The sequence below is a fragment of the Actinomyces sp. HMT897 genome, from assembly GCF_016626125.1.
Classification (GTDB): domain Bacteria; phylum Actinomycetota; class Actinomycetes; order Actinomycetales; family Actinomycetaceae; genus Actinomyces.
In genome coordinates, this window is the sequence record NZ_CP067336.1 from 3,126,160 (window position 1) to 3,139,304 (window position 13,145).

Sequence of the window (13,145 nt, forward strand, 5' to 3'; positions counted from 1 at the left end):
CCTGCGCCGCTACCCCGGTGCGACGGCGTACCCTCACCCCGGGACCGGGCCCGGCGGGCGTCCGGCGGGCCCGGTCCCGGCATCAGCTCCAGCAGGAAGGTGGGCCCGTGCCCAGTAACGTCACGAGGATCGAGGACCTGGCCGACGCGCACGTCGGCGTGGTCGGGATGGGGCGCACCGGGCGTGCCGTCCTGGAGGCCCTGAGCACCCTGGGGGCGCGCGTGAGCGTCTACGACGAGCGGCAGGAGGCCCTGGAGGACCTGCCCGCCCCCGTGGCCTCGGCCTGCGCCGGCAGCCCCGGGCGCCTCGCCCAGGCGCTCACCGAGCAGCGCCCCCGCCTCCTCGTGGTCTCCCCGGGGGTGCCCGCCACCGGGCCGGTCCTGGCTGCCGCGGCCGCCTGCGGTATCGAGACCTGGAGCGAGGTCGAGCTCGCCTGGCGCCTCCAGCGCGCCTCCGCCCGCCCGGACGTGCCCTGGGTCGCCGTCACCGGTACCGACGGCAAGACCACCACGGTGGGCATGATCTCCTCGGTCCTGGGCGCGGCGGGCATGCGGGCCCCGGCGGTGGGCAATATCGGCGCCCCCGTGGTCACCACCGTCCTGGAGGGGGGCGCTGACGTGCTGGCCGTGGAGCTGTCCAGCTTCCAGCTCCACACCACCCGCACCCTGTCCCCGCTCGCCGCCGCCTGCCTCAACCTGGCCCCTGACCACCTTGACTGGCACGGCGGCTACGAGGGCTACCGGGCGGACAAGGCCCGCGTCTACGCCCGCACCCGGCGTGGGGCCGTCTACAACTGCGCCGACGAGGCCACCTGCCTGATGGTCCGGGAGGCTGACGTCATGGAGGGCTGCCGCGCCGTCGGCTTCACCCTGGAAGCCCCCGCCCTGGGGCAGGTGGGGGTGGTTGACGACCTGCTGGTGGACCGTGCCTGGCACCCCGGCCGCCACACCGAGGGCCTGGAGGTGGCCACCCTGGCCGACCTGGCCCACCTGGCGCCGGGCGGGCAGGCCTCCCGCCTGCCCGCCCACGTCCTGGCCGACGCCCTGGCCGCCGCCGCCCTGGCCCTGGCCGTCGGCGTCCCGGGGCGGGCCGTCTCGGCCGGGCTGCGCGCCTTCGCCCCCGGCGCCCACCGGCTGGTCACCGTCGCCCAGGGCGGGGGCGTGACCTGGGTGGACGACTCCAAGGCCACCAACCCCCACTCCGCGAGCGCGGCGCTGAGCGCCCTGGAGCCGGGGACGGGCGTGTGGATCGTGGGCGGGGACACCAAGGGAGCCCAGTTCCACGACCTCGTGCGCCAGGTGGCCGTGCGCCTGCGGGCCGCGGTGGTCATTGGCGCCGACCAGACCGAGGTCCTGGACGCCCTGGCCCGCCAGGCCCCCCAGGTCCCGGTGCGCCGCGTGCCCCACGGCGGCCCCCGGGAGGTCGTGGACGGCGCCGTGGCCGCCGCCGCGGCCCTGGCCCGTCCCGGTGACACCGTCATGCTGGCCCCCGCCTGCGCCTCCTGGGACCAGTTCAGCTCCTACGCCCAGCGCGGCGACCTGTTCGCGGCCGCCGCCAGGGACCACGTACGTCGTGGGACCACGGACCAGGAGCGTGACTGAGTGCCCGCAGACCCTACCGGCGCTGGCCCCCGACCCGCACACCCCCTGCGCCGCCTCCTGGCCTCCTCCGAGGGCCCCCGGGAGGGGGAGTCCGCCACCCTGAGCTACTACACGCTCCTCCTGGCCAGCCTCGCCCTGCTCACCTTCGGCCTGATCATGGTGTTCTCCGTCCAGTCGGTCAAGAGCGCGGCCGACGGGGGCAGCGCCTACGAGAACTTCGCCAAGTACCTCGTGTTCGCGGTGGTGGGGCTGGCCCTCATGGCGCTGGCGGCGCGGGTTCCCGCCCGGGCCTGGCAGCGTCTGTCCGTGCCGGTCCTGGTGGTGGCGACCCTGCCCCAGCTCCTGGTGGACTTCGTGCCCTCCGTGCGCACCTGCACGGGCGGGAACTGCAACTGGATCAGGCTCCCCGGTGACCAGACGGTCCAGCCCTCGGAGTTCATCAAGCTCGCGATCTGCCTGTACATCGGCTACGTCGTCGCCTGCCACGCCGACCGTCTCAAGGACCTCAAGGGCCTGGCCCTGTGGCTCCTGGTCCCCGTCGGCGTCCCGATCGCCCTGGTCCTGTGGGGCGGCGACCTGGGGACCGTCATCGTCCTGGTGCTCCTGGGCGCCGGGGCGCTGTGGGTCTACGGCCTGCGTGCCAGGTGGTTCGCCCTCCTGGGGGCCCTGGGCGTGGCCGGCTTCGCGGGGGCCTCCCTGCTCGTGGCCAACCGGCGTGCCCGGATCCTCATGTGGTGGTTCCCGGACTCCGCCGACCCCCTGGACGTGGGCTACCAGCCCAAGCACGGGCGCTGGGCCCTGGGGACCGGCAGCTGGACCGGGGTCGGGCCGGGGGCCTCGCGCCAGAAGTGGGGCTACCTGACCCAGGCGGACTCCGACTACGTCTTCGCGGTCCTGGGGGAGGAGTTCGGGCTCGTGGGCACCCTGGCGGTCATCGCCTCGTTCGCCGTCGTCGGGTGGTGCTGCCTGCGCGTCATGCGGCGCTGCGAGTCCGTCTACGTCTCGGTGGTCACCGCCGGCATTATGACCTGGATCGTGGGCCAGGCCTTTATCAATATGAGCGTGGTGGTGGGTCTCCTGCCCGTCCTGGGCGTCCCCCTGCCCCTGATCAGCGCCGGGGGCTCCTCCCTCATATCGGTGCTGGCGGCTGTCGGCGTCCTGCTGTCCTTCGCCCGCGCCGAGCCGGGGGCCGCCCAGGAGCTCGCGGCACGTCCTGGTGCGGTGCGCCGTACCCTGTCCGTCGTCTCCTCAAGGAGGAAGAGTGTCTGAGCTACCTGCCGCCCCGTCCCGGCCACTGCGCGTCCTGCTCGCGGGTGGCGGCACGGCGGGGCACGTCAACCCCCTGCTGGCCACCGCCCACGCCCTGCGTGACCCCGCCCTGGGCGGGCACCCGGACACCCAGGTCCTGGTCCTGGGCACCGCCGAGGGGCTGGAGGCCGACCTCGTCCCCGCCGCCGGGCTGGAGCTGGCCCTGGTCCCCAGGGTCCCCATGCCCCGGCGTCCCTCGGTGGACCTGCTGCGCCTGCCCTCCCGCCTCAACCGGGCGGTCGCCGCCGCGGCCGAGGCCATCGGGCGTCTGGGGGCCGACGTGGTGGTGGGGTTCGGTGGCTACGTCTCCACCCCCGCCTACCTGGCTGCCCGCAAGGCCCGTGTCCCGGTGGTCATCCACGAGCAGAACGCCCGCCCCGGCCTGGCCAACCGGCTGGGGGCCTCCTGGGCCGCCTCGGTGGGCCTGACCTTCGCCTCCACGCCCCTGCGCTCCGCCCACGGCCGCACCGAGGTGACCGGCCTGCCGCTGCGTCCGGCCGTGGCCGACCTGGTCGCCCAGCGCGCCACCCCCCAGGGCGAGCGCACCGCCCGGCTCCAGGGGGCCGCCGCCCTGGGGCTGGACCCCCAGGCCCCGACCCTCCTGATCACGGGCGGCTCCCTGGGCGCCCAGCACCTCAACGAGGTCGTGGGCGCCGCCCTGGCCAGCCTCCCTGAGCGGCTCCAGGTCCTCCACCTCACCGGCCGGGGCAAGGACGCGCCGGTGAGGGCCGCCCTGGAGGACGCCCTGGATAACGGGGCCCCGCAGAGCCTGCGTACGCGCTACCACGTCCTGGACTACCTGACCGCCATGGAGCAGGCCTACGCCTGCGCCGACGGCGTGCTGTGCCGCTCCGGGGCGGGGACGGTGGCGGAGCTGACCGCCCTGGGCCTGCCCGCCCTGTACGTGCCGCTGCCGGTGGGTAATGGTGAGCAGCGTCTCAACGCCGCGGACGTCATTGCCGCCCACGGGGGCGTGCTGCGCTCCGACGGCGACCTGGCCCCCTCCGACGTGCTGGACTTCGCCACCCTCCTGACCGACGTCCGCAGGCGCCAGGAGATGGCCCGGGCGGCCGCCACCACCGGGGTGCCCGACGGCGCCGCGCGCCTGACCGCGCTGGTGACCGCCACCGTCCTGGCCCCCGGGCAGGATCCGGACGGGGCGGAAGACGCTGCCGGACCGGACGCCCTCGGGCCGGACCTTGAGGACTCAGGTACCGAGGACCCGGCTACTGAGGACCTGGGCGCCAGCGGGTCGGTGGCCCCGCAGGCCCCCGCCGCCCGGCCGGCGTCGGGCACCGCGCCCCGCACGTGGACCGGCCTCTCCGGGGGCGGGGCGGGGGGCGGCCCCCTCTACGACCTGCCAGACACCGACCCTACGAGCACGGCGAGGACCACGGATCATGACTGAGAGCAACCGGGACCGGGGGGCGGGCGCCGCGGCGCTGGACGGGCAGGCCTTCCACCTCATTGGCGTGGGGGGCGCCGGGATGAGCGTGGTCGCCCAGCTGCTGGCGGAGCGCGGCGCCACCGTCACCGGCTCGGACGCCCACGACGGGCCCGCCCTGGAGCACCTGCGTGACCTGGGGCTGGGAGTGTACGTCGGCCACGACCCCGCCCGCGTCCCGCCGCGGGCCACGGTGGTGGTCTCTAGCGCGATCAGGGCCTCCAACCCCGAGCTCCTGGCTGCCCGGGCGGCCGGGGCCAGGGTCGTGCACCGCTCCCAGGCCCTGGCCCTGGCGGCCCAGGGACGCGACCTGGTGGCGGTGGCCGGCGCCCACGGCAAGACGACCACCTCCTCCATGCTGGCCCAGGCGCTGCGCCGCCTGGGCCAGGACCCGTCCTTCGCCGTCGGCGGGGTCGTCAGGGACCTGGGGACCGGGGCGCACCTGGGCGGCGGGGCCGTCTTCGTGGCCGAGGCCGACGAGTCCGACCGCTCCTTCCTCAACTACAGCCCCCGGGTGGAGGTCATTACCAACGTCGAGCCCGACCACCTGGACACCTACGGCACGGCGGAGGCCTTTGAGGCCGCCTTCCTCGACTTCGCCCACTGCCTGGTCCCCGGCGGCCTCCTGGTGGCCTGCGCCGACGACCCCGGTTCCCTGCGCCTGGCGCTGACCGCCGCCGAGGAGGGGCTGCGGGTGGCCACCTACGGCACCACCGGGGTCACCAGCCTGCCGGCCGGCTCCCTGGTGGAGTCCCACGTCCACCTGGAGGTCACCGGGCGGCACGCGCAGGGCACCCAGGCCGTCCTGACCCGCACGGTCATGTCCGACGGCGGCCTGTCCACCTCCGTACCCGTGCACCTGGACCTGGGCGCACCGGGGGACCACGTGGCCCTCGACGCCGCCGGGGCCTGGGCGGCCGGGCTGGAGGTCGGTGCCGACCCCGAGGCCATGGCCCGGGCCCTGGCGTGCTTCGGCGGTGCCGGGCGCCGTTTCGAGGCGCGGGGGGAGGGCGACGGCGTGCGCGTCGTGGACGACTACGCCCACCACCCCACCGAGATCCGGGCGCTGCTCGAGGCCGCCCGCCAGGTCGTGGCGCCGGGGGGGCGGGTCCTGGTCCTCTTCCAGCCCCACCTGTTCTCCCGCACCCAGGCCTTCGCCGACCGCTTCGCCGCCGCCCTGGACCAGGCCGACGAGGTCATTGTGACCGGCGTCTACCCGGCCCGTGAGAACCAGTCCGACTTCCCGCAGGTCACGGGCGCCATGATCACCGACCGCATGCGCGCGGGCCGCTACGTGGCCGACCGGGAGCAGGCCGCGCACGCGGCGGCGGCCGCCGCCCGCCCCGGTGACCTGCTGCTGACCGTAGGGGCCGGGGACGTCACCGAGCTGGCTGACGTGGTCCTGGAGGACCTGCGCCGTCGTGGGGACGGGGCGTCGTGAGGCACCGGCGTCCCCGCGCCCCGGGCCCCTCCTCGCGAGAGGACGGGCAGGCCGACCAGCCCGCCACGGGGCGCGGTGAGCTGGAGGTCCTGGGACGCTCCCCGGCCGGGGAGCTCGCGCTGGCGGGGGAGCGGGTGGTCTCCACCGGTCTGGCCGACCGCCTGGAGGAGCGGCGCCGGGCGGTGCGCTCCCTGCGCCGCAGGCGGCTGATGACCACCCTGGCGGTGGTGGCCGTGGTGGCGGTCCTGGTGTGGATCCCCCTGTTCTCGCCGTTGTTCTCCCTGCACGCCGACGACATCCACGTCTCGGGCGCCGACTCCACGGTGAGCGTCCAGGACGTCCGCCAGGCCCTGGCCCCCCAGGTGGGGCAGTCCCTGGTGTCCCTGAACCTGGAGGAGATGGGCCACGAGGTGACTGACGCCCTGGTGCGGGTGCGCTCGGTGCGGGTCACCCGCAACTGGCCCCGGGGGGTGGACGTGGCGCTGACCCTGCGCGTCCCGGTGGCGGTCCGGCAGGTGGAGGGCGGCTACGAGCTCCTGGACGGTGACGCCGTCGTCCTGGGGACGGTGGGCGAGGCGCCCGCGGGCCTGGCCACGATCGTCACCCCGCAGGGGGAGTCCCTCACCGGGGAGCAGGTCAGTGCCGTGGCGGTGGCCATAGGCGCCCTGGACCCCGCCGTGCGCGCCCAGGTCGTCTCGGGGACGGCCTCGGCCACCGGGCAGGTGTCGCTGAGCCTGGCCAGCGGGTCCACCGTGGTCTGGGGCGACACCACGGACCTGGCGCTCAAGGCCAGGGTGCTCACCCAGCTGCTGGGCGCCCGCAGCGCCAGCGTCTACGACGTCTCGGCCCCGCGCTCGCCGGTGACCGCGGGGGAGGCCACGCCCACGCCCACGGCCCCGTGACCGCTGCCGGCTGACCGGGTCGCCCACCCCGCCCGCCCGCCCCGGGCCGCTGGTCCCGGGCCCGGGGGCGCCCGGGTGGGAAAGTTGCCCTCACAGGTGGTGAAACACGCCGGGGCAAATGCGGACCACATCCTGCCTGGGCTCATAACGTTGACCTCGTCATCAACACAATGACATAAGTATCAACCTCAACCTCAGGTTCAAGGTTGAGGGCAACCGGGGGAGCTCCAGTGGCTCTCAACTCGCTCGGAGGCACACAGTGGCGGAATCTCAGCACTACCAGGCAGTCATCAAGGTGGTGGGCGTCGGCGGCGGTGGCGTCAACGCCGTCAACCGCATGATCGAGGCCGGTCTGCGTGGCGTCGAGTTCATTGCCGTGAACACGGACGCTCAGGCCCTCCTCATGTCCGACGCCGACACCAAGCTCGACATCGGCCGCGACCTGACCCGTGGCCTGGGTGCCGGGGCCGACCCCAGCATCGGGCGCAAGGCGGCCGAGGACCACCAGGACGACATCCGCGAGTCCCTGGACGGGGCCGACATGGTCTTCGTCACCGCTGGTGAGGGCGGTGGCACCGGTACCGGGGCGGCCCCCGTCGTGGCCCACGTGGCCCGCGAGCTCGGCGCCCTGACCATCGGGGTGGTGACCCGCCCCTTTGCCTTCGAGGGCCGTCGTCGCGCCAACCAGGCCGAGAGCGGCGTGGCCAACCTCCGCGAGGAGGTGGACACCCTTATTGTCATCCCCAACGACCGCCTTCTCCAGATCGCGGACCGCAATATCTCGGTGGTGGACGCCTTTAAGCAGGCCGACCAGGTCCTCCTCCAAGGTGTCCAGGGCATTACCGAGCTCATCACCACCCCCGGGTTGATCAATGTCGACTTCAACGACGTGAAGTCCGTCATGCAGGACGCCGGCAGCGCCCTCATGGGCATCGGCTCGGCCACGGGCGAGGACCGCGCCCTGACCGCCACCGAGCAGGCCATTGCCTCCCCGCTGCTGGAGACCTCCATCGAGGGCGCCCACGGCGTCCTGCTGTTCTTCCAGGGCGGCTCCGACCTGGGCCTGTTCGAGATCAGCAACGCCGCCGAGCTGGTCCGTGAGGCCGTCCACCCCGAGGCCAACATCATCTTCGGCAACGTGGTCGACGGCGCCCTGGGCGACGAGGTCCGCGTGACGGTCATCGCCGCCGGCTTCGACGACGACTCCCAGGTGGCCCGCCCCGAGAGCGCCGCCGCCCGCCCGCCCGCCACCACCCGCCAGGCCGTCACCAGCCGCCAGGCCGTCACCAGCCGCCAGGCCCCGGCCCCCCGCCCGGTGATGGGCAGCCAGGCACCCACCGCCTCGGTGCACAGGCTCCACCAGGCCTCCGAGACCCAGGCACGCGGCGTCCACGCCGTCCAGAACCCGGTCACCCGCCCGGTGGTGGTACCGCCGCCCAACTCCTACCAGCCGAGGTCGGCCTCGCCGGTGGCCTCCGCCCCCACCACCAGCGAGATCCCCCCCTACGCCGACGTGCCCTGGACGGCCGCGGCCCGCTCCGGGCCGGAACTGGACGTGCCCCCCACCATCGGGTCGGAGGACTCCGACAACGACAACCTGGACCTGCCGGACTTCCTGCGCTGAGCATGACCGTCCCCGACCTGGTCGAGGTCAGCCTCGGTCCTGGTGCCCGTGGTGTCTTCACCACCACGGGCACCGCCCCCGGGCGCGCCCAGGCACCTGCCACCGCGGGCGACCCGGGCTTCAACCTGGCCGCCCACGTGGGTGACGACCCCGACCGTGTGGCCGCGCGCCGGCGCGAGCTGGAGGAGGCGCTCGGGACGCGGGTGGCCTGGATGCGCCAGGTCCACTCCACGGTCGTCGCCCCCGCCGCCCTGGGGCAGGAGCCCACCGCGGACGCCCTGGTGGCCGACCTGCGTGGCCGCGGGCCGCTGGCCGCGGGCGTCCTCACCGCCGACTGCGTGCCCCTCCTGCTGGCCTCGGCCGACGGGCGGCTGCTGGCGGCCGTCCACGCCGGGCGGCGCGGCATGTGCGAGGGCGTCGTGGACGCGGCCCTGGGTGAGATGGCGCGCCTGGGCGCGGCCGTCCCGGACATCCTGGCCGTCCTCGGCCCCTCGATCTGCGGGGCGTGCTACGAGGTCCCCGAGGCGATGCGCGCCCAGGTGGCCGCCCGCGAGCCGGACTGCGCCAGCCGGACCCGGTGGGGCACCCCCGCCATTGACGTCGCCGCGGGGGTCCGTGCGCAGCTACGACGTGCAGGAGTGAGGCATATTACAGATGTGAGTATATGCACGTATGAGGACGAGCGCTTCTACTCCTACCGCCGGCAGGGGGACGTCGGACGCCTGGGAGGCGTTGTTCTGCCCGTGTTCTGAGCCGATTTCCCCGGTCCCGGGCCCGGGGGCCGGGAGGGCCGCGGGGGCGCCCCGCGGCGCCCGCGGGCAGCGTGTGCGAGACACGCCGGGCTCAATCGACCTCGCGGGCCCCCCGGCCAGCTACGGTCAGGGCGTTCGGTTGCACCGGAGCCGGACGGACAAGGAGCACACCCATGAGCGCCAGCGCCCTGCGCAAGGTATCAACCTTTCTCGGCATGGCCGAGCAGCCCGACGAGGCCACCTACGCGGAGTCCTACGCGGCCGAGGCCCCCATGGACTACGAGGACGTGACCCCCTACGAGGAAGATGTCGAGGAGGAGATGGAGGAGCCTGTTCCTGCTGACCTTCGCCGGATCGTCACCGTGCACCCCTCTACCTACAACGAGGCCCGTGTCATCGGTGAGTCCTTCCGTGACGGCGTCCCCGTCATTGTGAACCTCAGCAACATGAGCGAGTCCGACGCCCGCCGCATGGTGGACTTCTCCGCCGGCCTGGTCTTCGGCCTGCACGGCGCCATCGAGCGGGTCACGCCCCGCGTCTTCCTGCTGACGCCCATCTCAGTGTCGATCGACGACGGGGAGGCCGCTACCACCACGCACAGCCGCTTCTTCAACCAGGGCTGAGGCCGTCTCGGTGAGCAGCTCCCTGAGCCAGGTCGTCTGGATCGTCTGGTGCCTGCTGAGCCTCTACCTTCTCGTCCTCCTGGTCCGGGTGGTCCTGGACTGGGTCCGGTTCTTCGCCCGCTCCTGGCGACCACGCGGGGTGGTCCTGGTCCTGGCCAACCTCGTCTACTGGCTGACGGACCCGCCCTTACGCTGGCTGCGGAGGGCGCTGCCGGTCCTCCGGCTGGGAGTCATGGGCATCGACCTCGGCTTCATCGTACTTTTCCTTGGAATCACGCTGATTCAGGAGGCTCTCCTGGCACTTGTCTGAGGTGCCGGGAGTCTGCGCGCGGCGTGATGTACGCCATCCGAGGTGGCCGACTGGCAGGTTTCCGGTACGCTGTGACCAGAGTGACCGGTTCTTCACCGGTGCTCGTGTACCCTGTTCCGTGACGACACCGAGGTGACGACTATGGCGCTGCTGACCGCAGACGACGTCCTCAACAAGAAGTTCCAGGCCACCAAGTTCCGCGAGGGCTACGAGCAGGACGAGGTTGACGAGTTCCTCGACGAGGTCGTGGAGGCCATGCGGCAGCTGGAGGCCGAGAACATCGACCTCAAGGCCCGTCTAGAGGCTGCCAACCGCCGCGTTGCGGAGTTCGGTGAGGGCGGCCCCTCCACCGTGGTCCCCGTGGTGGAGGAGCACCGGGTGGCCCCCGTCGCCCCCGCCCTGACCGTGGACTCCCCCGAGCAGGAGCCCTCTGCGGCCTCGGGCATGCTCGAGCTGGCTCAACGCCTGCACGACGAGCACGTGGCCAACGGCAAGGCCGAGGGCGACCGCATTATCGCCGAGGCCCGCACCACCGGTGAGCAGATCGTGCGTGAGGCCGAGGACCAGCGCAACCGCACACTGGCTCAACTTGAGAAGGAGCGCTCGGGCCTGGAGCACAAGATCGACGAGCTCCGGCGCTTCGAGTCCGACTACCGCACACGCCTCAAGAGCTACCTCCAGAACCTGCTGTCCAACGTTGAGGACGGCAACCAAAACAGTGACCTTGGTATCTGAGACGCACCTGGTGCGGCTGCGGACACCGTAGCCCACCGCGTGGTACCAACCATGCTGTCCGTGAGGGCGGCGGCCCACCGGTCGCCGCCCTCACGGCATAACCGCCCGGAAAGGATCTCATGCCCACTCCTGCCCGTACCGGCCTGCCCGCACGGCCGTGGTCCCGCTCCGTCCTCATGGTGTGGCTCCTGGCCGCAGCCGTGATCCTGATCGACCAGCTCACCAAGGTGTGGGCCGTGGCGGCCCTCAGCGACGGCAGCCGGGTGCGCCTCCTGGGCCCCTGGCTGTCCCTGGTCCTGCTGCGCAACCCCGGGGCGGCCTTCTCGTTCGCCACGGGGCAGACGTGGCTCTTCGCCCTCATCGCCGTGGTGGTCTCCGGCATTGTCGTGTGGGTCAGCCGCCGCCTGGCCTCCACCTGGTGGGCCCTGGCCCTGGGGCTGGTACTGGGTGGGGCCGTGGGCAACCTGGTGGACCGGCTCGTACGCTCCCCGGGGTTCCTGCGGGGCCGGGTCATTGACTTCCTCGACTACGGCGGGCACTTCGTGGGCAATATCGCGGACATTGCCATTGTGGTCGCGGCCGGGATCGTGATGGTTCTCTCGATCCTGGGGGTCAACCTTGACGGGAGCCGCGTCGGTAAGGCCGCGGAGACCGCCTCGTCGGCCCAGGAGCCCGACCCGGACGCGGAGTCCGCCGAGGCAGAGGACACTGCCGAGGTAAGGGACAGCGCCGAGGCGAGGGACGCCGCCCCGGTGGGGTCCTCCCCGGATCCGGCCCCGGGGGCCGACCCCGCCCCGGGCCGGGAGCCTCAGGCCGGGGCCCCGGGGGCTGGTGCATGAGCCTGCGTCTCCTGCCGGTGCCCGAGGGGCTGGTCGGGGAGCGCCTGGACGCGGCCCTGGCCCGTATGACCGGCCTGTCCCGCTCCCGGGCGGAGGAGATCTGCGCGCGCGGAGGGGTACGGGTCGACGGCCGGGAGGTCCGCAAGTCCGAGCGCCTGGTGGCCGGTACCACCCTGGAGGTGGACCTGCCCGACCCCCGGCCCGCCGGTCCCGTGGCCACGCCTGTGGAGGGCATGGGGATCCTCTACGAGGACGAGGACATTGTGGTGGTGGACAAGCCGCCCGGCGTCGCCGCCCACCCCTCCATGGGCTGGGACGGCCCCGACGTGCTGGGGGCGCTGGCCGCCATGCGGGTCCGCGTGGCCACCTCCGGGGCCGCCGAGCGTCAGGGGATCGTCTCCCGCCTGGACGTGGGGACCTCCGGGGTCATGATCGTGGCCAAGGGGGAGCGTGCCTACTCCGTGCTCAAGCGCTCCTTCCGTGAGCACGTGCCGGTCAAGGTCTACCACGCCCTGGTCCAGGGGCACCTGGATCCCTCCTCGGGGACGATCGACGCCCCCATTGGGCGCCACCCGGGCCGGCAGTGGCGCATGGCGGTCGTCGACGGCGGGAGGGAGTCGGTCACCCACTACGACGTCATGGAAGCCATGCCCCTGGCCAACCTCGTCAAGGTCCGCCTGGAGACCGGTCGCACCCACCAGATCCGGGTCCACTTCTCAGCCGTCGGTCACCCCTGCGTCGGGGACGAGTCCTACGGCGCCGACCCCGCCCTGAGCGCCCGCACCGGCCTGCGACGCCAGTGGCTCCACGCGGTCGAGCTCAGCCTGCCGCACCCGGTCACAGGGGAGTGGATGGGCTTCTCCTCCCCCTACCCCGCCGACCTGGTCCGCGCCCTGGACGCCCTGCGCCTGCCCTGACCCCGCGCCCGGCCCCGGCCCGGAAGACCACACCACCTAGGAGACCTCGTGGACGAGGAGCGAGCGATGACCCTGCCTGGCAGGCGCCCCGGGATCCCGGAGCTGCTGATCACACCCCTGGGCGCCGCCGTCGAGCCGTACCGGTTTGAGACCTGCACGGGGGACCAGAGAGGCCCGGCCGCCGAGTCCACCCGCGCGGGCGTGGCCGACGTGCGCCTGGAGGTCTTCGTCGGGGAGCAGGGCGTGCCCCTGGTCCTGGAGATCGACGCCCGTGACGACCTGGCCACCACGGTCCACGTGCTGGCCCGCGGGGCGGACGGGGCGCCGCTGGCGGCCGGACGCCTCCTGATCGACCCCGCTCACCCCGGCCTGGTCCACCTGGGACGCCTGGCCGTGCGGCGCGCCTGCCGTGGCACGGGCCTGGGGGTGAGGGTGGTCGCCGCGCTCGAGGACGCCGCCTGGCACCGCGCCGCGGTGGACCGGGACGGCACCGCCGCCGTGGTCGTCGTGCTCGCCGCCCAGGAGCAGGCGATGGGCTTCTACGCCCGCTGCGGCTACGCCGTGCTCACCGGCAGGTCCTACCTGGACGCGGGCATCGCCCACCAGGACATGGCCCGCCTCGTCACCCGGTAGGAGGCGGGCGGCGCGG

General features: G+C 73.6%; 12 protein-coding genes and 1 pseudogene. All 13 read left to right on the top strand.

The window, feature by feature from the left end; translation table 11 throughout:
• The first annotated feature begins 17 nt into the window (after positions 1–17).
• The 13 genes and pseudogenes from murD (at position 18) to JJJ15_RS12225 (ending at position 13,129) form a co-directional block, all read left to right on the top strand.
• Complete coding sequence (gene murD, locus JJJ15_RS12165; protein WP_200510925.1) at positions 18–1,601, top strand: UDP-N-acetylmuramoyl-L-alanine--D-glutamate ligase; 1,584 nt, start codon at positions 18–20, stop codon at positions 1,599–1,601.
• Entirely contained in the window at positions 1,602–2,870 is a 1,269-nt protein-coding gene (locus JJJ15_RS12170; protein ID WP_200510926.1) for a putative peptidoglycan glycosyltransferase FtsW, read from the top strand.
• Positions 2,863–4,029: pseudogene (locus tag JJJ15_RS12175) on the top strand (UDP-N-acetylglucosamine--N-acetylmuramyl-(pentapeptide) pyrophosphoryl-undecaprenol N-acetylglucosamine transferase); the annotation flags it as partial. The gene JJJ15_RS12170 and the pseudogene JJJ15_RS12175, both read left to right, overlap by 8 nt.
• A gap of 280 nt (positions 4,030–4,309) precedes the next feature.
• Positions 4,310–5,794, top strand: a complete 1,485-nt coding sequence (murC, locus tag JJJ15_RS12180) for a UDP-N-acetylmuramate--L-alanine ligase (protein ID WP_200510927.1) — start codon at positions 4,310–4,312, stop codon at positions 5,792–5,794.
• The gene (locus tag JJJ15_RS12185) at positions 5,791–6,696 is read left to right on the top strand and encodes an FtsQ-type POTRA domain-containing protein (protein WP_200510928.1); all 906 of its coding nucleotides are present in this window, start codon (positions 5,791–5,793) and stop codon (positions 6,694–6,696) included. The genes murC and JJJ15_RS12185 overlap by 4 nt, the downstream gene beginning before the upstream one ends.
• A gap of 259 nt (positions 6,697–6,955) precedes the next feature.
• Positions 6,956–8,320 carry a cell division protein FtsZ gene (ftsZ, locus tag JJJ15_RS12190; protein ID WP_200510929.1) on the top strand — a complete coding sequence of 455 codons (1,365 nt, stop codon included), beginning with the start codon at positions 6,956–6,958 and terminating at the stop codon, positions 8,318–8,320.
• Between the two features lie 2 nt (positions 8,321–8,322).
• Positions 8,323–9,072: a polyphenol oxidase family protein gene (locus JJJ15_RS12195; protein ID WP_200510930.1), complete on the top strand. Its 750-nt coding sequence runs from the start codon at positions 8,323–8,325 to the stop codon at positions 9,070–9,072.
• 173 nt (positions 9,073–9,245) lie between these two features.
• Positions 9,246–9,695, top strand: coding sequence for a cell division protein SepF (locus JJJ15_RS12200; RefSeq protein WP_106108877.1), 450 nt, complete (start codon positions 9,246–9,248; stop codon positions 9,693–9,695).
• Between the two features lie 10 nt (positions 9,696–9,705).
• The gene (locus JJJ15_RS12205; RefSeq protein WP_246742070.1) at positions 9,706–10,005 is read left to right on the top strand and encodes a YggT family protein; all 300 of its coding nucleotides are present in this window, start codon (positions 9,706–9,708) and stop codon (positions 10,003–10,005) included.
• A 141-nt stretch (positions 10,006–10,146) separates the two neighbouring features.
• Positions 10,147–10,740 (top strand): DivIVA domain-containing protein, encoded by a 594-nt coding sequence (locus JJJ15_RS12210; protein ID WP_165271564.1) that lies wholly within the window; start codon positions 10,147–10,149, stop codon positions 10,738–10,740.
• A gap of 119 nt (positions 10,741–10,859) precedes the next feature.
• Complete coding sequence (gene lspA / locus JJJ15_RS12215; protein WP_200510931.1) at positions 10,860–11,579, top strand: signal peptidase II; 720 nt, start codon at positions 10,860–10,862, stop codon at positions 11,577–11,579.
• Entirely contained in the window at positions 11,576–12,496 is a 921-nt protein-coding gene (locus JJJ15_RS12220) for an RluA family pseudouridine synthase (RefSeq protein WP_106108880.1), read from the top strand. Before lspA ends, JJJ15_RS12220 begins: the two co-directional genes overlap by 4 nt.
• Positions 12,497–12,562: 66 nt before the next feature.
• On the top strand, positions 12,563–13,129 hold the full coding sequence (locus JJJ15_RS12225; RefSeq protein WP_200512081.1) for a GNAT family N-acetyltransferase: 567 nt from the start codon (positions 12,563–12,565) through the stop codon (positions 13,127–13,129).
• The last annotated feature ends 16 nt before the right edge of the window (positions 13,130–13,145 follow it).

What these genes read in the sequence shown, in the direction of transcription:
- murC (WP_200510927.1), top strand. Translation starts at nt 4,310, where the DNA reads ATGACTGAGAGCAACCGGGACCGGGGGGCGGGCGCCGCGGCGCTGGAC.
- JJJ15_RS12195 (WP_200510930.1), top strand. Translation starts at nt 8,323, where the DNA reads ATGACCGTCCCCGACCTGGTCGAGGTCAGCCTCGGTCCTGGTGCCCGT.
- JJJ15_RS12200 (WP_106108877.1), top strand. Translation starts at nt 9,246, where the DNA reads ATGAGCGCCAGCGCCCTGCGCAAGGTATCAACCTTTCTCGGCATGGCC.
- JJJ15_RS12210 (WP_165271564.1), top strand. Translation starts at nt 10,147, where the DNA reads ATGGCGCTGCTGACCGCAGACGACGTCCTCAACAAGAAGTTCCAGGCC.
- lspA (WP_200510931.1), top strand. Translation starts at nt 10,860, where the DNA reads ATGCCCACTCCTGCCCGTACCGGCCTGCCCGCACGGCCGTGGTCCCGC.
- JJJ15_RS12220 (WP_106108880.1), top strand. Translation starts at nt 11,576, where the DNA reads ATGAGCCTGCGTCTCCTGCCGGTGCCCGAGGGGCTGGTCGGGGAGCGC.
- JJJ15_RS12225 (WP_200512081.1), top strand. Translation starts at nt 12,563, where the DNA reads ATGACCCTGCCTGGCAGGCGCCCCGGGATCCCGGAGCTGCTGATCACA.